The organism is Sorangium sp. So ce1335 (assembly GCF_051521615.1).
In the GTDB taxonomy this organism is placed as follows: Bacteria; Myxococcota_A; Polyangia; order Polyangiales; family Polyangiaceae; genus Sorangium.
Map to the genome: position 1 here is coordinate 12,682,303 of NZ_CP150363.1, position 19,747 is coordinate 12,702,049.

General features: G+C 73.0%; 18 protein-coding genes. 8 read left to right on the forward strand and 10 right to left on the reverse strand.

Translation table 11 applies throughout. The annotated features are described in order from the left end of the window. Window positions 1–3: 3 nt before the first annotated feature. Together WMF24_RS47335 and WMF24_RS47340 are read right to left on the reverse strand one after the other, a co-directional pair. Entirely contained in the window at window positions 4–1,137 is a 1,134-nt protein-coding gene (locus tag WMF24_RS47335; protein WP_437734082.1) for a mannose-1-phosphate guanylyltransferase, read from the reverse strand. 68 nt (window positions 1,138–1,205) lie between these two features. Beyond that, window positions 1,206–2,027 carry an undecaprenyl-diphosphate phosphatase gene (locus tag WMF24_RS47340; RefSeq protein ID WP_437734083.1) on the reverse strand — a complete coding sequence of 274 codons (822 nt, stop codon included), beginning with the start codon at window positions 2,025–2,027 and terminating at the stop codon, window positions 1,206–1,208. Between the two features lie 263 nt (window positions 2,028–2,290). Between WMF24_RS47340 and WMF24_RS47345 the strand changes: the two genes are divergently transcribed. Genes WMF24_RS47345 through WMF24_RS47360 form a run of 4 tightly spaced genes read left to right on the forward strand, consistent with a single transcriptional unit; the run spans window position 2,291 to window position 5,088 of the window. Continuing rightward, window positions 2,291–2,809 carry an NADH-quinone oxidoreductase subunit A gene (locus tag WMF24_RS47345; RefSeq protein ID WP_437734084.1) on the forward strand — a complete coding sequence of 173 codons (519 nt, stop codon included), beginning with the start codon at window positions 2,291–2,293 and terminating at the stop codon, window positions 2,807–2,809. Beyond that, window positions 2,806–3,354, forward strand: a complete 549-nt coding sequence (gene nuoB / locus WMF24_RS47350; protein ID WP_437734085.1) for an NADH-quinone oxidoreductase subunit NuoB — start codon at window positions 2,806–2,808, stop codon at window positions 3,352–3,354. The genes WMF24_RS47345 and nuoB overlap by 4 nt, the downstream gene beginning before the upstream one ends. A 28-nt stretch (window positions 3,355–3,382) precedes the next feature. After that, a complete protein-coding gene (locus WMF24_RS47355; RefSeq protein ID WP_437734086.1) occupies window positions 3,383–3,931 on the forward strand; it encodes an NADH-quinone oxidoreductase subunit C in 549 nt (182 codons plus the stop codon). Continuing rightward, a complete protein-coding gene (locus WMF24_RS47360) occupies window positions 3,928–5,088 on the forward strand; it encodes an NADH-quinone oxidoreductase subunit D (protein WP_437734087.1) in 1,161 nt (386 codons plus the stop codon). The genes WMF24_RS47355 and WMF24_RS47360 overlap by 4 nt, the downstream gene beginning before the upstream one ends. A 17-nt stretch (window positions 5,089–5,105) precedes the next feature. Here the strand turns inward: WMF24_RS47360 and WMF24_RS47365 are convergent, their stop codons facing one another. The 7 genes from WMF24_RS47365 to WMF24_RS47395 form a co-directional block, all read right to left on the reverse strand. Further along, window positions 5,106–5,585, reverse strand: a complete 480-nt coding sequence (locus WMF24_RS47365) for a hypothetical protein (RefSeq protein WP_437734088.1) — start codon at window positions 5,583–5,585, stop codon at window positions 5,106–5,108. Between the two features lie 210 nt (window positions 5,586–5,795). Next, window positions 5,796–6,872: a methyltransferase gene (locus WMF24_RS47370; protein ID WP_437734089.1), complete on the reverse strand. Its 1,077-nt coding sequence runs from the start codon at window positions 6,870–6,872 to the stop codon at window positions 5,796–5,798. 120 nt (window positions 6,873–6,992) lie between these two features. Further along, complete coding sequence (locus WMF24_RS47375) at window positions 6,993–7,466, reverse strand: hypothetical protein (protein ID WP_437734090.1); 474 nt, start codon at window positions 7,464–7,466, stop codon at window positions 6,993–6,995. A gap of 292 nt (window positions 7,467–7,758) precedes the next feature. Further along, a complete protein-coding gene (locus WMF24_RS47380; RefSeq protein WP_437734091.1) occupies window positions 7,759–8,625 on the reverse strand; it encodes a helix-turn-helix domain-containing protein in 867 nt (288 codons plus the stop codon). Window positions 8,626–8,679: 54 nt separating this feature from the next. Further along, entirely contained in the window at window positions 8,680–9,459 is a 780-nt protein-coding gene (locus tag WMF24_RS47385; RefSeq protein WP_437734092.1) for a hypothetical protein, read from the reverse strand. Window positions 9,460–9,676: 217 nt separating this feature from the next. Next, window positions 9,677–10,879 carry an SUMF1/EgtB/PvdO family nonheme iron enzyme gene (locus tag WMF24_RS47390; protein ID WP_437734093.1) on the reverse strand — a complete coding sequence of 401 codons (1,203 nt, stop codon included), beginning with the start codon at window positions 10,877–10,879 and terminating at the stop codon, window positions 9,677–9,679. Between the two features lie 32 nt (window positions 10,880–10,911). Next, window positions 10,912–11,457 (reverse strand): TlpA family protein disulfide reductase, encoded by a 546-nt coding sequence (locus WMF24_RS47395; protein WP_437734094.1) that lies wholly within the window; start codon window positions 11,455–11,457, stop codon window positions 10,912–10,914. A 228-nt stretch (window positions 11,458–11,685) separates the two neighbouring features. Between WMF24_RS47395 and WMF24_RS47400 the strand changes: the two genes are divergently transcribed. From WMF24_RS47400 to WMF24_RS47415, 4 genes are all read left to right on the forward strand, one after another. Further along, the gene (locus tag WMF24_RS47400; RefSeq protein WP_437734095.1) at window positions 11,686–14,373 is read left to right on the forward strand and encodes a HEAT repeat domain-containing protein; all 2,688 of its coding nucleotides are present in this window, start codon (window positions 11,686–11,688) and stop codon (window positions 14,371–14,373) included. A gap of 239 nt (window positions 14,374–14,612) precedes the next feature. Further along, a complete protein-coding gene (locus WMF24_RS47405) occupies window positions 14,613–15,026 on the forward strand; it encodes a hypothetical protein (protein ID WP_437734096.1) in 414 nt (137 codons plus the stop codon). Continuing rightward, the gene (locus WMF24_RS47410) at window positions 15,020–17,248 is read left to right on the forward strand and encodes a M20/M25/M40 family metallo-hydrolase (RefSeq protein WP_437734097.1); all 2,229 of its coding nucleotides are present in this window, start codon (window positions 15,020–15,022) and stop codon (window positions 17,246–17,248) included. Before WMF24_RS47405 ends, WMF24_RS47410 begins: the two co-directional genes overlap by 7 nt. Further along, window positions 17,245–18,444, forward strand: coding sequence for a formylglycine-generating enzyme family protein (locus WMF24_RS47415; protein WP_437734098.1), 1,200 nt, complete (start codon window positions 17,245–17,247; stop codon window positions 18,442–18,444). Before WMF24_RS47410 ends, WMF24_RS47415 begins: the two co-directional genes overlap by 4 nt. A 126-nt stretch (window positions 18,445–18,570) precedes the next feature. On the opposite strand, the gene WMF24_RS47420 is transcribed toward WMF24_RS47415, so the two are convergent. Then, window positions 18,571–19,644 carry a hypothetical protein gene (locus WMF24_RS47420; RefSeq protein ID WP_437734099.1) on the reverse strand — a complete coding sequence of 358 codons (1,074 nt, stop codon included), beginning with the start codon at window positions 19,642–19,644 and terminating at the stop codon, window positions 18,571–18,573. Between the last annotated feature and the right edge of the window lie 103 nt (window positions 19,645–19,747).

Here is a 19,747-nt window from a genome sequence, read left to right on the forward strand (position 1 = left end):
CGGTCAGGTGTGCCGGCCCTGCCCCCGCGCCTTCAGGGCGTCGACCACGTGCTTCACGTCCTGCGCGCGGTCGCGCGGCACGATGAGCAGCGCGTCGTCGGTCTCTACCACCACGAGGCCCTCCACGCCGACGAGCGCGATCACCCGGCCGTCGTCCGCGCCGCCTTCGCGCGCGCGCAGATCGACGAGGTGGTTGCCGCGCGCGTCGACGAGGACCGAGCCCGCTGGCGCGCTGTTCCCGCGCTCGTCCTTCTCGGAGAGCTCCCAGGCGCTCTGCCAGCTCCCGAGATCGCTCCAGCCGAAATCGCCGGGCACCACCGCGAGCCCGCCGACGTGCTCCATCACGCCGTGGTCGATGCTGACCGCGGGCAGGCGCGGGAACACCCGCTCGATCGCCGCCGCCTCGGCGGCGGCGCCCAGCGCGGCCGCGCGATCGAGCTCGTCGAGCCCCTCGGCGAGCGCGGGCAGGTGGGCGCGGATCGCCGCCCGCATGTCGCCCGCGCGGAAGATGAACATCCCCGCGTTCCAGAGGAACCGGCCGCTCGCGACGAACTCCGCGGCGCGCTCCCGGCTCGGCTTCTCGACGAAGCGCAGCACCGCGCGGGGCGCCGCGCTCCCCGCGCCCGCGTCCTCCGCCTCGATGTAGCCGAAGCCCGTCTCCGGGTGCGTCGGGCGGATGCCGATCGTCGTGATCGCGCCTCCCCGGGCCGAGGCGACGGCGGCCTCCAGCACCTCGAGGAACCGCGGCACGTCGGCGATGTGGTGGTCGCTCGGGAGCACGATCACGATCGCCCCGGGATCCTCGCGCGCGATGGTCGCCGCGGCCCAGCCGATGCACGGCGCCGTGTTGCGCGGCGCCGGCTCGACGAGCAGGCGCCGCTCGGCGACGTCCGGCAGCGCGGCGCGCGTGGGCGCCACGAGGTGCTGGCCGGTCGCGATCCAGAGGCGCTCCCAGCCGGCGCTCCCCCCGCGGGCGCACAGCGGCAGCACCCGCCGCGCCGTGGCGGTGATGAGCGGCTCGCCGCCGAGCAGCGGCAGGAGCTGCTTCGGGCGCGCGGCGCGCGACGCCGGCCAGAAGCGCGTGCCCGCGCCGCCGGCGAGGATGAGGACGTGGACGGGGGTCTCGGTCGAGCTCATGGGCGATCGCTCAGGGTTACACGGTCGAGGATTGCGGCACGGTTGCGGTGCGATGGCAGGGGGCCTCGTCAGGACGGGCCGCCGGGCAGCGCCTGCGCATAGGCGACCATCGCGAGGCCGAGCGGGATGACCCACAGCGCGAGCGCGGCGGTGCGCCGCCGCTCGGCGAGCGCGCGGAGCGCGGCGGCCCCCGCGGCGGCGCCGACGAAGGCGGCGAGGAGGCCCAGCAAGAGGGCGCCCGACGCCGGGGCGCCGAGCGCGCGCGCCTCACCGAGCCCCGAGGCGAGGAGCACGGGGATGCTCAGCGCGAGCGCGAGCTCGACCGCGCGCGCCGGCCTGACGCCGAGCCAGAGCAGGAGCACGAGCGCCGCGCCGACGCGCGATCCGCCCGGCAGCGCCGCGATCCCGTGCGCCGCGCCGACCGCGAGCATCCCGGCGAAGGACGGCGCGTCGGTCGGCGTACGTTCCGCGCGCCGCGGCGCGACCGCGGTGGTCGCGAGCGCCGCGCCGGTGGCGAGCAGGCCGAGCCCCACCGCGAGGGGCGCGCGCCCGGAGAGCGCGACGTACGGTCGGAGCGCCGCCGCCGCGAGGAGGCTCGCCGCGGCGCCGAGCGCGAGCAGCGCCGCGTCGCGCGCCGGCGGCGACGTCCTGAAGAGCGACGGCCGCGCGAGCGCCCGGGCGCCCTCGCCGAGCGCGCCCCGGAGCCGCCGCCGCACGGCGACAGCGAGCGCCGCGGCGGCCGCGATCGCCTGCGCGGCTGAGAGCCAGGCGTCGCCGTCGGCCGCGCGGAGCCAGAGGCGCGCCGCCGCGCCGTGGCCGGTCGCCGAGATGGGCAGCGCCTGCGCCGCCCCCTCGATGGCCGCGAGCACCGCGACGTCCACGAGACCCACGACCGACGGATACTCCAGCCCGGCGCGTCCTGTCGATCCCGACCAGCGGCCTCGAGGGCCGCTTCACCGTGGCGCGCCGCGGCGCAGCCCGCGAAGCCACGTGCGGGCGCGGGCGCGGGTGCCGGCGCGCGCGACGGCTGAGGGCGCTTCCCCTTCAGGGTTTGCCGGCTTGCCGCGGTTCATCATTTCACCTACATAACCCGCTGGATCTGGCGCTCTCCCGCCCGCGGCGGGGGAGGGCGAGCCGAGCGAGGTTCCGTTCGATGTTGATGGCATACGCCAGCGTTGCCGCGTTTTTCCTTGTGGCGATCGGCTTCGTCCTCGGCTCTCTGCTGTTCGGCAAGCTGCTGCGCCCGAGCAACCCGTACGCCGAGAAGGTCGAGACGTACGAGTGCGGCGAGGCGCCCGTCGGGCCCGCGTGGTTCAACTTCAACCCGCGGTTTTACATCGTCGCGCTCATCTACATCATCTTCGACGTCGAGATCGCCTTCATCTACCCGGTCGCCGCGGTGTTCAAGCGGTGGGTGGACCAGGGCAGCGGGCTGTTCGCGCTGATCGAGATATTCCTCTTCGTGGCCATCCTGATGCTCGGCTTCGTCTACGTCCTCGTGAAGGGGGATCTCGAGTGGATCCGCGCGATCAAGGGGGATCCGCGCGGGGCGCAGAACGTGAGCAGCCGAACCCAGCCGCGCGCGTCGTCCGTCGCGAGCGCGGGCGGCGCCGCGCCGCCGGGCCTGGCGGCGGGGCACGCGGTCGTCGCCGAGGGAGGTGCGGAGTCATGACATCGAGCCTGAACCTGATGGCCCCGCCCCGCGGGTGGGAAGCGAAGTACGAGAGCGACGGCGGCGGCGTCATCACGACGAGCGTCGATCAGACCGTCAACTGGCTGCTCAACTGGGGGCGATCGAACAGCGTCTGGTACATGCTCTTCGGCCTGGCCTGCTGCGCCATCGAGCTGATGCAGACCGGCGGCCCCCGCGGCGATCTCGAGCGCTTCGGCGCGGCCCCGCGGCCGAGCCCCCGGTCGAGCGACCTGTTCATCATCGCCGGGACGCTGACGTACAAGATGGCGACCCGGGTCAAGCGCCTCTACGACCAGATGTCGGAGCCCCGCTACGTCATCTCGATGGGGAGCTGCTCGAACTGCGGCGGCCTCTTCCAGTACGCGTACTCGGTCTGCAAGGGCGTGGATCAGATCATCCCGGTCGACGTCTACGTCCCTGGCTGCCCCCCGCGCCCCGAGGCGCTCCTCGAAGGGCTCCTGAAGATCCAGGAGAAGATCAAGAGCGAGCGCGCCCTCGCGCGCCGCGGCGCGACGGGCGGCTGATTCATCCACCCTGGCCACCCGGCACCTCATGACACCCGAAGAGACCTTTCAGGCGCTCCAGGCGAGCCTCGGCGAAGAGGCGGTGTTCGACTTCCACCCCGTGTCCGCGAAGGACCGCGACGCCTGGCTCCAGGTCGCGCCCGACAAGATCGAGGCGGTGTGCCAGCACCTGCGCGAGGCGCCGGAGCTCGCCTTCGATTCCCTGGAGTGCATCACCGGGGTCGACTACCCCGATCTGAAGAAGATCGTCGTCGTCTATCACCTCTCCTCGTACGCGAAGAAGCACCGCGTCGTCCTCAAGGCGTTCCTCGACCGCGAGAGCCCGTCGGTGCCGACCCTCGTCAACGTGTGGTCGGCCGCGAACTGGCAGGAGCGCGAGTGCTACGACCTGCTCGGGGTGCGCTTCGAGGGGCACCCGGATCTCCGGCGCCTGCTCCTGCCCGACGACTGGGAGGGGCACCCGCTCCGCAAGGACTGGCAGGAGAAGGCGGAGTACCGCGGCATCCCGACGCAGCGGCCGAACCCGATCGAGCTCTTCAAGATCAAGCTCCCGAAGAAGGAAGCGGACGCGTCATGAGCCAGGTCATCTTCAGCGTCGACCGCGGGGGCGCCGGGCAGGAGATGGACGACGAGATGACCCTCAACATGGGGCCTCATCACCCGTCGACCCATGGAGTGCTCCGCTTCGTCATCTCCACGGACGGCGAGATCATCCGCAAGGCGGTGCCCGACGTCGGCTACCTCCACCGGAGCATCGAGAAGATCGGCGAGCGCTGCACCTACAGCGGCTTCATGCCGTACACCGATCGCGTCGACTACGTCGCGGCGATGTTCGCCAACGAGGCCTGGGCGAGCGCCTGCGAGAAGCTGATGGGCATCGAGGTGCCGAAGCGGGCGCAGTACCTGCGCGTCATCTCCTGCGAGCTCAACCGGATAGGCAGCCACATGATCGCGCTCGGCGCGATGGCGATGGACGTCGGCGCCGTCACGCCCTTCCCGTGGGCGCTGCGCGAGCGCGAGCACATCAACGACTTCATCGAGGAGCTGTGCGGCGCGCGGCTCACGTTCAACTACCACCGCATCGGCGGCGTCTCGTTCGACATGCCGAAGGGGTGGGCCGACAAGGTGAAGCGGTGGCTCGACCGCTTCGAGCCGATCATGGTCGAGTTCGACCGGCTCATCAGCCTGAACGACATCTTCATCAAGCGGCTGGCGAACGTCGCCGTGATCACGGCCGAGGAGGCGAAGGACTGGGGGCTCGTCGGCCCGAACCTCCGCGCGTCCGGCGTGAGGTGGGATCTCCGGAAGGAGGACGGCTACTCGGTCTATCCGGAGATCGAGTTCGACGTCCCCGTGGGCCGCGGGCGCTATGGCACCCTGGGCGACTGCTGGGACAGGTTCTACGTCCGGGTCGAGGAGTGCCGCGAGTCGGCGAAGATCCTCCGCCAGGCGCTCGACAGGATCGACGAGCACCCGGAGGACGACATCCTCGGCAAGCTGCCCAAGAAGATGAGGCCCGACGGCGAGGCGTACGCGCGGATCGAGAGCGCCCGCGGCGACATGGGGTGTTACGTGATCGGGCGGGGCGCGGAGGAGCCGTACAGGGCGCGGTTCCGGACGGGGAGCTTCACCGCGATGGGGATGATCGAGGCCAAGAGCCCCGGGCTATTCCTGGCCGACCTCGTGGCGCTCATCGCGAGCCTCGACGTCGTCGCGCCCGAGATCGACCGGTAGCGGGGCGGAGGGCGGGCTCAGGGGCCCTCGTTGCCGAGGACCTCCGGACACTTCTCGTTGAGGGCCGCGCACGCCGCGGGCGGCTCCCCGGAGGTGTCGGGCGGCGCTGCGCACGAGAACGCCTTGACGGCCTCGACCTGGGCCGCCATGCAGGCCTTGTACTCCGCCACCGTCGCGGTGCAGCCCTCGAAGCCCGCGGTGGAGCATGCGTCGCTGCCCTCCGAGGGCTCGTCCGGCTGGCTCATGCAGTCTGCCTTGACGGTCTCGCAGTCGGCCCCTCCAAGGCTGGCGAACGCGCCGGCGACCTCGCACAGGTCTTCCTTCGTGACGTTGCTCGACGCGGCGAGATCGTCGCACACCGCCTGCGCGTCCGCGGCCGTCAAGCTGCCGATCTGCTTGCTGTCGAGGTCACCTCCGCCGGTATCCCCGTCGTCGCCGCCGCACGCCGCGAGGGCGAGACCCGCCATCAGAACCCCGACAAGCTTCATCCGTGTCATTCAAGCGCTCCTTGATGATCGATCGAGATTGTTCACGTGAACATGCCGCGCGGCCCTCGAGGAGACGCCCTCGCCTGGGACGGCGTGAGGTGCGTGCGATCCGCGAGCGGCCGCGCGGGACTGACCGTACTACGCTCGGCTGAAAATTTCCTTTTTTACGAGATGGGCTCGCGCATCATTTTCGCGAAGCCTGCGCCCGGGCTCGGTCGCTCAGGCCCGGACCGCCTCGAACACCCGGAAGAAGCTCGGCGTCTCGCGCACGCACGTCACGCGGAGCCCCGCTGCCTCGAGCAGCGCGCCGTACTCGGCCTCGGTGCGCTCGCGTCCCCCCGTGTTCACGAGCATGTTGATGTCGCTGAACGTGAGGATCCAGTCGAGGGCCGCGTTGCCGCGCGCGGCGGGCGCGGGCGGCTCCACGACGAGCAGGCGCGCCCCGTCGCCCATCGCGTTGCGGCACTTGCCCAGGATCTGCAGGCTCCGCGCGTCGTCCCAGTCGTGGATCACGCTCTTCAGCACGTAGAGGTCGGCGGGCGGCGGCGGCGCGTCGAAGCAGCTCCCCGCGACGAACGACGCGCGGGCGGCGACGCCGCGCGACGCGAACAGCGCGAGCGCGCCCTCGCGCGCGTGCTCGAGATCGAAGACGGCCCCCTCCACGGCGGGGTGGGCTTCGAGGATCGCGCAGAGCAGGGCGCCGTGGCCGCCGCCCACGTCGACCACCCGTCGGGCGTCGCGGAGGTCGATCGCGCCGACGATGCCGGGCGCGACCCCGCGGGTGAGCTCGACCATGGCCTGATGGAAGATCGCGGCGGCTGCCGGATCGCGCCCCAGCGCGTCGAAGTGCTCGGTCCCGGACGGCGCGGCGGCGTCTCCGGAGCCCCACGCCATCCGGCCGGTGCGGACGCAGTCGGTCAGGCGGCCCCAGGCCTGCCAGACGCCCGGGCCGCCCATGAGACGCGACCAGGCGCGCCTCGAGACAGGAGAGCTCGTCTCCAGCATTCGCCCCATCTCGGTGAGCTCGAACCGCTCCCCGCGCGCGACGAGCAGCTCGATCGTGACGAGCGCCCGGAGCAGGCGCTCCGTCGCATCGGGGTGCGTGCCGAGCCGCGCCGCCACCTCGCCGCTCGAGAGCGGCGCCTCGGCGAGGACGTCGGCGACGCCGAGCTCCGCGGCCGCGTGGATGACCTGCGGCACCCAGAGGCTCATGATCATCTGGTTCAAACGGAACGCAGGGGGAAGATGCGTTGGATGCGTGGACGACGTGGGATGTGTGGGAGACCCGCTCGACATGGTGCTCGCTCCTTCGAGGCACACCCTGGCGAGCGCGACGCCGGCGGTCTTGTAAAGATTTTACCTCGCCGCGGGCTCCTGCCGGCGAGATCGAGCGGCGCGGCGGGGCGAGCGCCGCGCTCAGGGGCCCTCGGCCTCCTCCTCCTCGTCCTCGAAGGCCTCCGGGCACTTCTCCTGGAGCGCGACGCACTCCGCGGGCTGTATGGCCACGATGTCGGCGAAGGTCGACTCACACGTGATCGCCTTGATGGCGTTGCTCATCGCAGCGATGCAGGCCCTGGCTTCCGCGACCGTGGCGGTGCACCCCTCGAAGCTCGACGCTCCGCACGCGGCGGGCTCCTCGGGCTCCTCGGGCGCCTCCGGAGCGCTGATGCACTCCTGCTTCGCGGTCTCGCATTCCATTCCGAAGGCGGAAGAGGCCACCCCCGTGAGCTCGCACGTGTCCTCCTTCGAGATGGCCTCGGCCTCCCCACGAAGCTCGTCGCACACCTCGTCGGCCTCCTCGGCCGTCAGGGAACCGAGCTGCTTGCCATCGAGCTCGCTCTCGTTGTTCCCCTCGCCATCACCGCAGGCCGCGAGCGAAAGACCAGCCATCAGAACACCGAAAAGCTTCATCCGTGTCATGTCGAAATCTCCTTGAACGAGGACGTTCAGCCGAGCATGCCCGCGCGGCCCTCGGGGTGACGCAACCGCGCCTGGAAGCGCTGGGCGTGAGATCCTCCCGGAGAGCCGCGCTGGACACTCAGCTCTACGTTCGTGGAGAGAATTCCTTTCCTGCGCGACGTGCGCGCGCAGCTTTCCCGCGCGAGCGTCGCCCGCGTCGCGCGCTGGAGAGTCCCACCCCGGGGCGCGCAACGTCGCAGGGCGCCGAAGGGCGCTCGCCCCGCTACGGGCTCATGCCGGCGAGATCGATCAGCTCGGCGCGGGCCCTGGTCGGGGTCGTCCCCGTGAACTGCTTCACGTCGCGCGCGAGGTGCGCCTGGTCGTAGTAGCCGAACCGCTGCGCGAGCTCGGCCCACGTCCCCGTGGCGCCCGCCTTGAGGTGCTTCACGAGCCGGTCGAAGCGCACGAGGCGCGCGAGGAGCTTGGGCGGGACGCCGACGTGCTCGCGGAACAGATCGATGACGTGCTTCTGGCTGTAGCCGAGCTCGCGCGCGAGGGCCCGCATGTCGACGGCGCCCCCGCGCTCCTCGATCCGCCGGAACGCCCACGAGACAACGCCCGTGTCGATCCGCGCCTCGTCGACGCGCTCGCCGAGCGCGCGCTCGATCAGGTCGAAGCGCGCATCCCAGGTGGGGAGCTCCTCGAGGCGCTCCGCCAGGCGGGCGTGCCCCCGGGGGAAGATATCGCGAACGGGCACAGCGCGCCCGGTGAGCTCGGCCATCGGCACGCCGAAGAAGATCCGCGCGCCGATGGGGGTGAGGTTCACCTGGATCCCGCGCTGGAACCCGTCGTGCTCGGTGATCGTGAAGGTGTCGTCGAGGCCCGCGACGAAGCCGCCCGGGTACCGGGCATGGCGGCGATCGCTCCCGGCGTCGAACACGCGAATCGGCGGCCCCAGCTCGATGATCACGACGACGTTCGGCACGGGGAGCTCGCGCCGTCGCAGCGGCCCGGGCGCCTGTTCGGTGTAGCCGATGAGGTCACGGATGTACGGGCGGAGCCGCGGCGCCGGGGGGCGCGTCGCGAGCTCCCACCGGCTCTCACCGGAGCTGCCGCGGGTTATTCGTGCGCTGGAGGCGAGCCCGTGCACAGCGGGCAAAGATACCCCTCGACGCGCGCCGGCTCAAGCCGCCGTCAGCGCGCGTCAGTTGCAGGCAGGCGCCTCTTCCTCGTAGGCGATTCCGCTGTCGACCGGCACCTTGCCGCCCTGATCGTGGGGGACGATCACGTGGCATTCCCCCTCGGTCACGTTTCCTGCCGCGTCGACCGCCCGGACGCCGAGCGTGTAGACGCGCGCGTCGCCGTTGCCCTTCCGCTCCGCGAGGAGGTCCACCGAGCCGCAGCCGAGGTTCGCGATGTCGACCTCGGTGTTGCCGTCGCCCGTGTCGTTCCGCGGCTCGTCGCTCGCCGCGTACGTGAAGCTCACCTCCACGTCGTCGTCACAGGCGTCCTCCACGGCCACGCAGTCATCGACCGTGATGGTGTGGAACTTGTGGTTCGGCGGCCAGAGCTCCGGGCGCCTGTCGACCAGCACCGGCGCCGCCGTGTCGACGACGACGAGCTCCGAGGTGCAGAGCGACGCGAGCGCCGCTGCCTCGCCCTCCACCTCCGCGGTCACGACGATCTCGTGGGTCCCGAGCGCGAACGGCCCCTCCGCGGAGACCTCCACCGTCGTCTCGGCGCACGTGCCCGCCGAGAGCTGCGCATAGATGGCCTCGACGTACGCGCCTCGATGCGTCGAACACTCGACGGTTCGCTCCTCGCCGCACACCCACTCACCCTCCGGGATCGCGGCGCCCGGATCGACACACTCGGCCACGAGCGCCTGCGCGCTGCCGCCGATCGGCTCGTCCTTGCACCCGACGAACATCGCAGTGATGGAGACTACACCGAGGAGCCCGAGGAGACTGGCTTTCTTCGTCATGCGGATGGAGATAGCAAACTCGTTATCTCCCGCGCGACTGAAAAGAGGCCGAGATGCACGAAAAGAGCTCGATGCTTTTCGCGCTCAAGGGCTCATTTTTGTTGAGCCGTTTTCGGAAGCCACGAGAATCACTGCCCTTTCGGTCGCCGCGGAGGTGCGTAGTCCGCGCCCTGGCGCCCACGCGGTCGGACGACCGGACTCGGCGAGCGGGCGCGGCTCAGCGGATCGTCGCGCAGCACCTGAAGCCGAGGTGGTAGTTCGCGTGCCACGCGTTCTCCATCGGCTCCACGTGCCACCTCGGGCTGAAGGCGCAGTGATCGGGGTAGGTCTCCCGGCCGCTCTTCGGCCGGGGGGCGTCGTGCTCGCGGGCGACCTCGACGTAGAACCAGGCGCTCCCCTTGAGCTGGCTGTACAGCTTGCCGTCGTCGCGGTCGCGGCGGGTCATGATCTCGGCCACGTTGCCGTGCTGATCGAAGACGCCGAAGCGCGAGCGGCACGCGGGGTAGGAGCCGGCAGGCTCGGTGTCGGTCGCGCACGTCTCGTAGGCAGAGCGCGCGGTGTCGCCGTCGCAGGGCTTGCCGTCGATCTCGCGGTGTCGCGTCTGCGTGTGGCAGACGGTGAGATCCAGCGCGTCGCCATAGGCGTACGTCCTCGGCGCGCCGCCCTCCGGGTCGCCGCGGCACGCGAGGCTCCACTCGTCCTCGGTGCACAGGCGCTTGCCCTGCAGGCTGCACACGGTCGCCGCCTGCGTCGGGCTCGCCCAGACCATCGGCAGCTCGCACGGCTTGTTGGGGAACTCGAAGATGTCGATGCAGAACTCGGCCGGCTTCGCCTTCCCGCGGGCGGTCTTGAAGACGGGCACCATGTTCTCGTGGCCGCCGCAGCGGGCGCGCTGCTCCTCCGTCTGGAGCACGACGCCCCTCAGGCCCTCGAGGCACTGCGCCCTCGAGCGCGTGTGCCGCGCGAGCTCCCTGTTGCCCTGGTTGATGCGGGCCGGCGTGCCGCCGCCGAAGTTCTTCTCCAGGAACAGCTCGGGGTTCCTGAACTTGCGCTCCCGCTCCGTGAAGTCCTTCAGCGAGAAGAGCCGCACGAGCTCCTCGCGCGCCTCGTGGTGCGTCGCCATGGGATCCTCGGGCGCCGAGGGCGCGCCCGCCGAGCCGCCGGGCGCGCCGGCATCCCCGGCCGCGCCGGCATCCCCGGCCGCGCCGGCAGGACCGGACGCCGCGCCGGCAGGGCCGTTCACCGAGGCAGCGGCGTTCCGGGGCGACGCCGCGGGACCCGCCGACGCCGCGGGAGGGCTCGCCGCCGGGGGCGCGGCGCCGGCGTCGCGGCCGCGATCGGCGTCGCCGCGCGAGCAGGCCAGCGGCGCGGCGGCGAGCGCCGCGAGCGCGAGGCGCAGGGGACGGGAGGGCGTTGGCACGGGGAGCGAAGGCAGAAGGGGGCGGCGCGAGGTCAGAGGGTGGCCGCGATGATCTCGGAGAGGCTCGCCTCGTCGACGACGCCGGTCAGGTACGCCGCGATCTTCCCCTGCCGGTCGATCACCACGAGGCTCGGCAGCTTGTCCACCCCGTAACGCATCGACGCGTCCTTGGCGTCGTCGATGAGGATCGGATACGAGAGGCCCTTCTTCAGGGCGTACTGACTCGCCACGTGCGGCGGATCGTCCACGTTGACGCCGAGCACGACGAGCCCCTTCTTCTCGTACCGGCGCGCGATCCGGTCGAGGATCGGCGCCTGGACCGCGCAGGGGCCGCACCAGGTGGCCCAGAAATCCAGGATCACCGGCTGGCCCTTCAGCTCGGCGAGCTGCATGCGCGCGCCGGGCTCGCCGTTCGCCGCGACGGGCAGCGTCACGTCGGGGGCCTCCGCGCCGACCATGCCCCCCACCCCGGGCGACAGGCGAGGCAGGACCGCGAGGCCGATGAGCGCGCTCAGCGCGATGAGCGCCGCGAGCGCGGGGTAGAGAATCTTACCTGAATTGAACTCGGGTTCGGCCATACGGCGGCCCGGCTTTCATAGCAAATCTTTGGGCCTACGTCCGAGCGGCTCTGGTACGGTCCGGCGCCTCGACCGGCCGGGCGCGTCGCGCCTGGTCCGGGGTCGGGGGCGCAGCGCGGCTCGCCGCGCGACGCCGCCGCCGCCGGTGGGGATCGGGGGCGCAGCGCGGCTCGCCGCGCGGTGCCGCCGCCGTTCGGGTAACGTCGTCGCCCGCGCGCTGGAGGAACCATGCTCGATCGTCCGAATCTTTCACGAGAAAATCCCACGGGGCCGCGCGGACGGCGCCCACCGCCCGGGCCCCTTCCCGCCAAGTGGGCGGCCAAGTGGCCCCCCGATGACAGCGATCTGCCCGGCGCCCCGCCGGCGCCCGGGGGCGGCGGCTTCGCGGACGACGGCAACTTCAAGCGCGGCCGCTTCAGCCCCGTGTCGATCATCGTCGGCGTCCTCCTCGCCCTCGGCGCCGCCGGCGCCATCTGGATCGGCGTGAAGCAGGAGGGGCAGAAGATGACGGTCGACGCCATCTCCAAGGAGAAGAAGAACATCTTCGTCCTGCCCAAGAAGGACCAGCTCCCCCTCTGGCGCAAGTGGGCCGCCTCGAACGCCGAGCCGGCGCTCCAGCAAGAGGCGCTCATGCAGCTCGCGTGGGCCGGCGATCCCGAGGGCGTCACGCACGCGACGAGCGCCCTCAAGCTCCCCGATCACCGGGTGAAGGGCGTCGCCGCGCAGGTGCTCGCCTACTACGGCTCGCCGAAGGCCGACGGCGCCAAGCCCGCGCTGCTCGAGGCGCTCAAGGTCGCGGACGAGAGCGACCGCCCCCAGATCGTCTGGGCCCTCATCGAGCTCAAGGAGCCGGCCGCGTTCAAGGACGCGATGGACCAGTACCGCAAGGGGTTCCTCTCGAAGGTCGAGCGGCTCGGCGGCGGCATCGCCTTCGACCCCGAGAAGCTCGCCGGCCTCGTGTCGCTCGACGAGCTCGCGAAGCTCGCGAGCGACGAGAGCCCGTCGGTGCGGCAGCTCGTCGCGACGGTGCTGTCGCGCAACGCCGAGCCGAAGTGGACGAGCGCGCTGATCTCGCTCGTGAAGGACAAGGACGTCGAGGTCGCGCGCGAGGCCGCGAACGGCCTCGGGCGCATCGGCGACGAGACGGCGCGCGCCCCGCTCCTCGAGGCCCTGTCGAACGCCGACAAGGACAGCCGCCAGCGCTTCCTCGAGGCGCTGCGCGACGGCATCGGCGGCGAGGGGCTCGTCCTCGCCCTCGACAGCGTGAAGCAGGACCCGGAGGAGACGACCTGGTTCCAGACGAAGCAGATCATGGAGATGCTGCGCGAGCTCGCCGATCCGCGCGCGGCCGACCCGCTCGTGAAGTGGATCGAGGCGAAGAAGCCGGCGCTGCACTGGCAGGGCGAGGCGGGCACGCGGCTCGCCGAGGTCGGCGACATCCGCGGCGCCAAGTACATCGGCGAGCGGATGCTGGCCGACCCGCTCAAGCTCTACAAGCTCGAGAAGTTCTGGGAGGCGGACGAGGGCGGGCACCTGTCGCGCACCGATCTGCCGCGCGTCGTCGGCGCCCGCATGCTCGCCGACCTCGCCACGATCCACGCCGACAAGAGCGCCGAGCTCAAGGCCGCGGCCGAGTCCCCGGTCATCCTGTGGCTCAAGGATCGGCCGCAGCCGCACGCGAACGGCCTGCGCTTCCTCGCCACGATCCGCTCCGAGAAGGTCCTGAAGGACATGCGCGACTGGGCCTTCCCGACCGATCCGCTCCCGAAGGAGGGGCAGCAGCCGCCGTTCCCGGCCGCCTTCGAGACCGCGCAGAGCGCGCTCCGCTACATCGGGCGGATGAAGGACGAGCCCTCCTACCCGCGGCTGCTCGAGCAGTTCAAGCGGAAGAAGGACCCGAAGATGGACATCACGCAGGACGGGCTCCAGGGCGCCGGCCTCGCGATGCTCGGGATGGCGCTGCGCGCCGTCGCGTACGGCGCGTCGCAGGGGCTCGCCGAGTGGGGCGACCCGCGCGCGGTGGAGCCGCTGACGAAGCTCATCGAGGACGAGACCTGGCACGAGGAGGCCCGCCAGGCCGCGTGCGAGGCCCTCGCGTGGTGCGCCGACGACAAGGCGATGCTCGAGGTGGCGAAGAAGGCGAAGGATTTCGCGAGCCAGAAGGAGCCGCGCAAGCAGCTCATCGGCGCGTGTTACGCGTCGTCGCTCGCGCTCCGGCCGGTGCCGAGCGCGGCCGGCGAGCTCGTCCCGCTGCTCACCGCCGACGTCGATCCCGGGGTGCGCATGGCGATCGCGCGCGCCATCGGCATCGGGGGCTTCGACGAGGCGGTGCAGGGGCAGCTCTTCGAGAAGCTGAAGGACGTCGAGGTCCGCAACGCCGCGGGGCTCGCGCTCATCCTCGGCGGCACGAGCGACACGGCGGCGCGGACCGTCGCGATGTACGCCGACTTCGACAAGGGCGCGCTCGACGACCTGAAGGACCACTACTACCGCGCGTTCGGCTACTGGTCGGACGAGGACTTCAAGCGCGGCAACCTGTACCGGTACGTGGCGAACGCCGAGGCGATCACGCGCGTGAAGGTCGCGGACGCGCCGCAGGAGTGGGCGCGGCAGCGGCTCCAGGCCCAGTTCGACAACCTGAAGTACGACAACGGCCCGCACTCCGAGACCCGCGTCGTGCTGCGCTACCGGCTCTACCAGGCGGCCAAGAGCGGCGACGGCGAGCAGAAGAAGGGCGCGATCGAGACGCTCAAGTTCATGAAGGAGAAGGGCGCGCTCATGGCCCTGCGCCACGAGCCGGGCGACACCGGCGCGCTCGCGAAGCGCGCGTTCCACGAGCTCATGAACCCGAAGGCCACCGTGGCCGAGGACCTGAGCGCGCTCGCCCCGGCCAAGGCCGGGAACTCGGACATGTAGCGCCGCGCGGCGCCGCGGCGCCGCGGCGGCGCGGGGCTCGCCCGCCGCGCTGGCGGCAGGGGCCCGGGGCTCGAGGGAGGCCGTCCTCCCCGGGGATCCCGGGCTCTCTGTTTTTGTCCGGCGATGCGGTCCATCCCGTGTCCGGAGCGCTCGGGCCTGCCGGGGGCGGCCGCGCATCGGGCGCGTGTCGGGCTGGACAAAACGCACGTTTCGGAAGAGTGTTCGCGCCGAGGTGCACGGTGGCTACCTGGCGTGATGAGCTGATCGAGGCCGTGAAATCGAAGGCGGAGCGCGAGGCGGAGGAGCTCGCGCGGCACAGGAAGCGGGTCGCCGAGGCGCTCGCGGCCGCGGAGTCGGCCGTCGCGCTCGGGGCTGAGTCGCTGAAGTTCGCGCACGAGAGGCTGCAGGAGAAGGGGCAGCCTATCGTGCTCTCGCAGGAGGCGGACAAGCACCGGCTCGCGCTGGGCGAGTTCAGCCTGACGCTGGAGCTGCTGCGCGACTCGGCGATCGTCCGGGTCACCTTCGGCGACGGCAAGCCGCGCGAGTTCGACTTCGCGAAGGACCGCCACATCGCGCCCGCCGACGTGGAGGAGTACATCGGCCGCCGCGCGCTCGAGCTCGTCCGCGCCGCGCAGAAGGCCGCGCCGTGGTGAGCGTGGGCGCGAGCGCGGGCCCCGCCGCGGCCCCTCCGCCGCGCGCGGCGGGCCTCCGCCGCGGGCTCGTCGCGGGCGTGCTCGCCGCGCTCGCGGCGTGCGCGCCGGTCGCGCCGCCCCGCGAGGCGTCCGCGCCCGCCGCGAAGCCGGCGCCTTCCGCGGCGCCCGCCGCGCCGGTCTCGATCGACCTCGACCCCGCCGCGGAGGCGCGGATCAAGGGGGACGTCGCGTACCTCGCGTCGCCCGAGCTCGCGGGGCGCGGCACCGGCGAGCCCGGGGCCGAGCGCGCGGCCGAGTTCATCGCGCGCCAGTTCTCCGAGCTCGGGCTGCAGCCGCTCGGCGGCGGCAGCGGCGGGGGCGCCAGGGCCTACCTGCAGGCGTTCGACGCGCGCGTCGGCGCCGACGTGGCGCCGGCGGCGCTGGTGGTGCAGCGCGCGGGCCGGAAGCAGGGCGTCGAGGCCGGCAAGCTCGTGACGGCCGACGGGAGCGCGAGCGGCACGATCTCGGGGCCCGCGGTGCTCGTGGGCCACGGCGTGACCGCGGCGGCGCTCTCCTGGGACGACTACGGCGGCCGCGACATCGAGGGGAAGATCGCCGTCGTGCTCGACGGCGTGCCCGCGCTGGAGGGCGGCGCCGGAGCGGCGCACGGCGGCGCGGCGCATGCTGGCCCGCCGGGCGCGGCGCATGGCGGTGCTGCGGGCGCGGCGCACGGCGGCGCTGGAGCGGCGCACGGCGGAGCGGCGCACGCTGGCCCGCCGGGCGCGGCGCACGGTGGTCCGCCCGGCGCGGCGCACGCTGGTCCGCCCGGCGCGGCGCACGCTGGTCCGCCCGGCGCGGCGCACGCTGATCCGCACGCCGGCGCAGCGCACGCCGATCCGCACCACGCGCCGGCTCCGCGGACGGCGAACCCGCTCCGCGACTTCGGGAGCGTCCGCTACAAGCTCCGCACCGCCCGCGAGCACAAGGCCGCCGGCGTCATCCTCGTCGCGGCGGGCGATGAGCTCCCGCGGGTCTCGGACGACGCGGCGAGCATGGGCATCCCGGCCGTCGTGATCACGCGCTCCGCGGCCCGCGCGCTCTTCCCGACCGCCGGCCTCGCGCCGCCCGCGAAGCCCGACGCCGCGAAGCCGGCCGCGGCCAGGCCCGCGGCCGCGAAGCCGGCCCCGAAGGCGCCCGCGCCGAAGCCGCTCGACGGCGTCACCGTCGAGATCACGACGAAGGTCACCCCGCGGATGGCGCCGGCGTCGAACGTGATCGGCCTGCTCCCGGCGCGGGCCGGCTCGCCGCACGCCGGCGAGTACGTCGTCATCGGCGCTCACTACGATCACCTCGGCCACGGGCACGACGCGTACTCGCGCGCGCCCGGCGTGCGCGCGATCCACCCGGGCGCCGACGACAACGCCTCGGGGACCGCGATGCTCCTCGAGGTGGCGCGCCGGTTCGCCGCGCTCCCCACGCGGCCGGACCGCAACCTGCTGTTCGTCGCGTTCGGCGCCGAGGAGCTCGGCACCATCGGCTCGCGCCACTTCGTCGATCACCCGCCGGCGCCGCTCGCGGGGATGAACTCGATCGTGGCCATGATCAACGCGGACATGGTCGGCCGGATGCGCGAGGACAAGCTGCTCGTCGACGGCCTCGGCACGTCGCCCGGCTGGAGGCCGATCGTGGACGGCGCCGCCCGCGGGCTCGGCCTCGCGCTCCAGTACGGCGTCGAGGGCTTCGGCGCGAGCGACCACACCTCGTTCACGGCGTCGCGCGTCCCGGTCGCCTTCCTGTTCACGGGCGTCCACGAGGACTACCACCGGCCGAGCGACACGGCGGACAAGATCAACGTGGCCGGCATCTCGCGCTGCTCGGTGCTCGCCGCGCGCATGGCGCTCGAGCTTGCGCAGCGCGACGCGCGGCTGGCCTTCGCCGACGCCCCGGCCGACCCGCACCGCAGCATGCGCGGCGGCTTCCGGGCGTCGCTCGGCACGATGCCGGACTACGCGTACCAGGGGCCCGGGGTGAAGCTGACGGGCGTGCGGCCCGACGCGCCCGCCTCGCGCGCCGGGATGCAGGCGGGGGACGTGATCGTGCGCATCGGCGCCCACGCCATCACCAACATCCACGACTTCATGTTCGCGCTCGGCGATCTCGAGCCGGGCCGCGAGGTCGTGATCGAGGTCGATCGCGGCGGGACCCGGGTGCCGCTCAAGGTCATCCCCGCCCCCGGCCGATGAGGCTGCGCCCCCGTCGCGCCGCGCCGCCGGCCTCGCCGGCGCGGCGCCGCAGGGCGCTGCGGGGGCGCTGCGCGGCCGGCCTCGTCGTCCTGTGCGGTGGGCTCGCGGCCGCGCCCCTCGCCTGCGACCGCCGCGATCCCGCCGCGACCGACGCCGCGGCCCCCGCCGGGCCCACGGGCGCCGGCGCGACGGCGGACGCGGCGCCGGCGCTGGCCGACGGCGCGGCCGCGGCGCCGTCCGAAGACGCGGCCGCGGCGCCGGCCGACGATGCGGCCGCAGCGCCGCCCGACGCCGTGACGCCGGGCGCCTCGACACCGCCCGGCGCCGCCGCGCCGGACGCCTCGACGCCGGGGTCGTCGCCCGACGGCGGCGCGGCCGACGGCGGCGCGGCCGACGGCGGCTCGTTCGACGGCGACGCGGCCGACGGCGGCCTCGCCGGCAGCTCCGAGGGGTGCCCTGACGACATGGTCGTCGTCGAGGGCGACTACTGCCCCCTTGTCGAGCAGATCTGCCTGAAGCACCACAAGGAGTACCTGAAGGACCAGGCGCGGCGCGCGAACCCCTACGGCGAGGTGGAGGGCTCGACGAGCGTCAGCGAGCGCTGCCTCGAGTACAAGCGGCCGAGCGTGTGCCTCTCGAAGAAGCGCACGCCGATGCGGTACTGCGTCGACCGGTACGAGTGGCCCAACAGGAAGGGCGAGCTCCCCGCGCTGCTCGTCTCGTGGCGCGAGGCCGTCAAGCTGTGCGAGGGCGCCGGCAAGCGCCTCTGCACGGAGGAGGAGTTCAACTTCGCCTGCGAGGGCGAGGAGATGCTCCCGTACACGTACGGCTACGACCGCGACCCGGGCAAGTGCAACATCGACAGGCCCTTCCGCCAGCGCGAGCTGTCGCTCTACCGCTACGAGCGGTGCATGAGGGACCCGAAGTGCAAGGCGGAGCTCGAGCGGCTCGATCAGCGCGTGCCCGCGGGGTCGATGCCGGGGTGCGTGTCGCCGTTCGGCGTCCACGACCTCAACGGCAACATCAACGAGTGGGTCGTCCGGCCGGGCCGCAAGTCGCCGGAGCGGAGCGGGCTGAAGGGCGGCTGGTGGGGCCCGATGCGTGGCCGCTGCCGCCCGACGGTCGGGTTCCACAAGGAAGAGGACTACGGCTACGAGCAGGGCTTCCGCTGCTGCAAGGACGCGGCGCCGCGGTGAGCGCGCGGCGCCGCGGTGAGCGCGCGGCGCTGCAGCGCCGAAGCGCGCCCGCGCTGCGGCGCTGCAGCGCCGAAGCGCGCCCGCGCTGTCCTCCATGAACAATCCCGCGCGCGGCGCGCAGCGACGTCAGAGACCCGTGGGCGCGACACCGACGAGGTAATCGTACGGTTGCTCGAAGTTGCAGTCCCCGCTGAGGTCGTCGTAATCGATGAAGTGGTCGTTGGTGACGGTCAGGGCGCCGACCTCGGCGCTCTCGCCGCTCGGGATGGAGACGGCGGGCGAACCGTCCGCTTCCACGACGATGGAGCGCTCGTCGTACGTGCAAAAGACGACCTCCCCGGAGCACGCGCGCTCGCCGCTCCGGAAGGTGAGCCCGACCGGAGCGTTGTGGCCCACGTCGACAACGAGCTCCCCGTCCCGCTCGAGGCGGAGGCGGACGGCCCTGGTCAGCCATCCGGTGACCTCATCCGACGAGAAGTCGAGATCGAGCGTGTCGCCCACGGCGACGGCGGACTGCACGAAGCCCGGGACAGCGAGGCCCACGGTGAGCGCGCGTCCGGCATCGTCGACGAGGTCGAGCATGACGTCGGGCTCGGCCTGCCCCAGCGTGTGCGCGTGCTCCGTGTCGTTCACGCAAGGCTCCTCCGCGCCGGGCGGACGCACGGCGGTCACCGTCACGCGGCCCACGATGACCACGTCCGTGCCCGGGTCTTCGGACGCGGGGTCGTCGGCGCCGGGCACCGCGGGCCCATGGATGCACGCGAAGACCCTCTGCGCGCGCGGCCCGCAGGCAGGCCCGGCGCCGCCCTCGCCCGTGCCGCCGGCGCCGGTGTCGCCGGTGCCGGTGCCGCCGCCTCCGCCCATGCCCCCGGGGTCGCCGCCCATGCCCCCGGTGCCGCTGCCCGTGCCCCCAGTGCCGCCGCCAGCGCCCCCGGTGCCGCCGCCAGCGCCGCCGGTGCCGCCGCCCGCGCCGCCGGTGCCGCCGCCCGCGCCGCCGGTGCCGCCGCCCGCGCCGCCGGTGCCAGCGCATGTGCCATCGGCGTTACTGCCTGCCCCCGGGGAATCGCAGTTTGTGCCGCCTGTGCCACCGGCGTCGCCGCCGGTGCCGGCGACGCCTGTCCCATGGTTCTCGCAGCCAGAGAGCGAAACGAAGAGCGCCAGCAGCGGCGCGACGAGAGGCAAGCTGGTTCGATGGCGCATTTCCGCTGCCAAGGGCACGATATGTGCCACCCGGACGCCGCTCGCGCGCTGGCCCTCCGCTGGCTGTCGCATTGCTGCCGCGCCCCCGGTCCACCGGGAGAGC

Bases quoted from the DNA above. Each gene is read 5' to 3' on its own strand.
- WMF24_RS47370 (WP_437734089.1), bottom strand. From the start codon at position 6,872: ATGTCGAGCGGGTCTCCCACACATCCCACGTCGTCCACGCATCCAACG.
- WMF24_RS47400 (WP_437734095.1), top strand. From the start codon at position 11,686: ATGCTCGATCGTCCGAATCTTTCACGAGAAAATCCCACGGGGCCGCGC.
- WMF24_RS47365 (WP_437734088.1), bottom strand. From the start codon at position 5,585: ATGACACGGATGAAGCTTGTCGGGGTTCTGATGGCGGGTCTCGCCCTC.
- WMF24_RS47335 (WP_437734082.1), bottom strand. From the start codon at position 1,137: ATGAGCTCGACCGAGACCCCCGTCCACGTCCTCATCCTCGCCGGCGGC.
- WMF24_RS47395 (WP_437734094.1), bottom strand. From the start codon at position 11,457: ATGGCCGAACCCGAGTTCAATTCAGGTAAGATTCTCTACCCCGCGCTC.
- WMF24_RS47385 (WP_437734092.1), bottom strand. From the start codon at position 9,459: ATGACGAAGAAAGCCAGTCTCCTCGGGCTCCTCGGTGTAGTCTCCATC.
- WMF24_RS47360 (WP_437734087.1), top strand. From the start codon at position 3,928: ATGAGCCAGGTCATCTTCAGCGTCGACCGCGGGGGCGCCGGGCAGGAG.
- WMF24_RS47375 (WP_437734090.1), bottom strand. From the start codon at position 7,466: ATGGCTGGTCTTTCGCTCGCGGCCTGCGGTGATGGCGAGGGGAACAAC.
- WMF24_RS47420 (WP_437734099.1), bottom strand. From the start codon at position 19,644: ATGCGCCATCGAACCAGCTTGCCTCTCGTCGCGCCGCTGCTGGCGCTC.
- WMF24_RS47355 (WP_437734086.1), top strand. From the start codon at position 3,383: ATGACACCCGAAGAGACCTTTCAGGCGCTCCAGGCGAGCCTCGGCGAA.
- nuoB (WP_437734085.1), top strand. From the start codon at position 2,806: ATGACATCGAGCCTGAACCTGATGGCCCCGCCCCGCGGGTGGGAAGCG.
- WMF24_RS47345 (WP_437734084.1), top strand. From the start codon at position 2,291: ATGTTGATGGCATACGCCAGCGTTGCCGCGTTTTTCCTTGTGGCGATC.
- WMF24_RS47415 (WP_437734098.1), top strand. From the start codon at position 17,245: ATGAGGCTGCGCCCCCGTCGCGCCGCGCCGCCGGCCTCGCCGGCGCGG.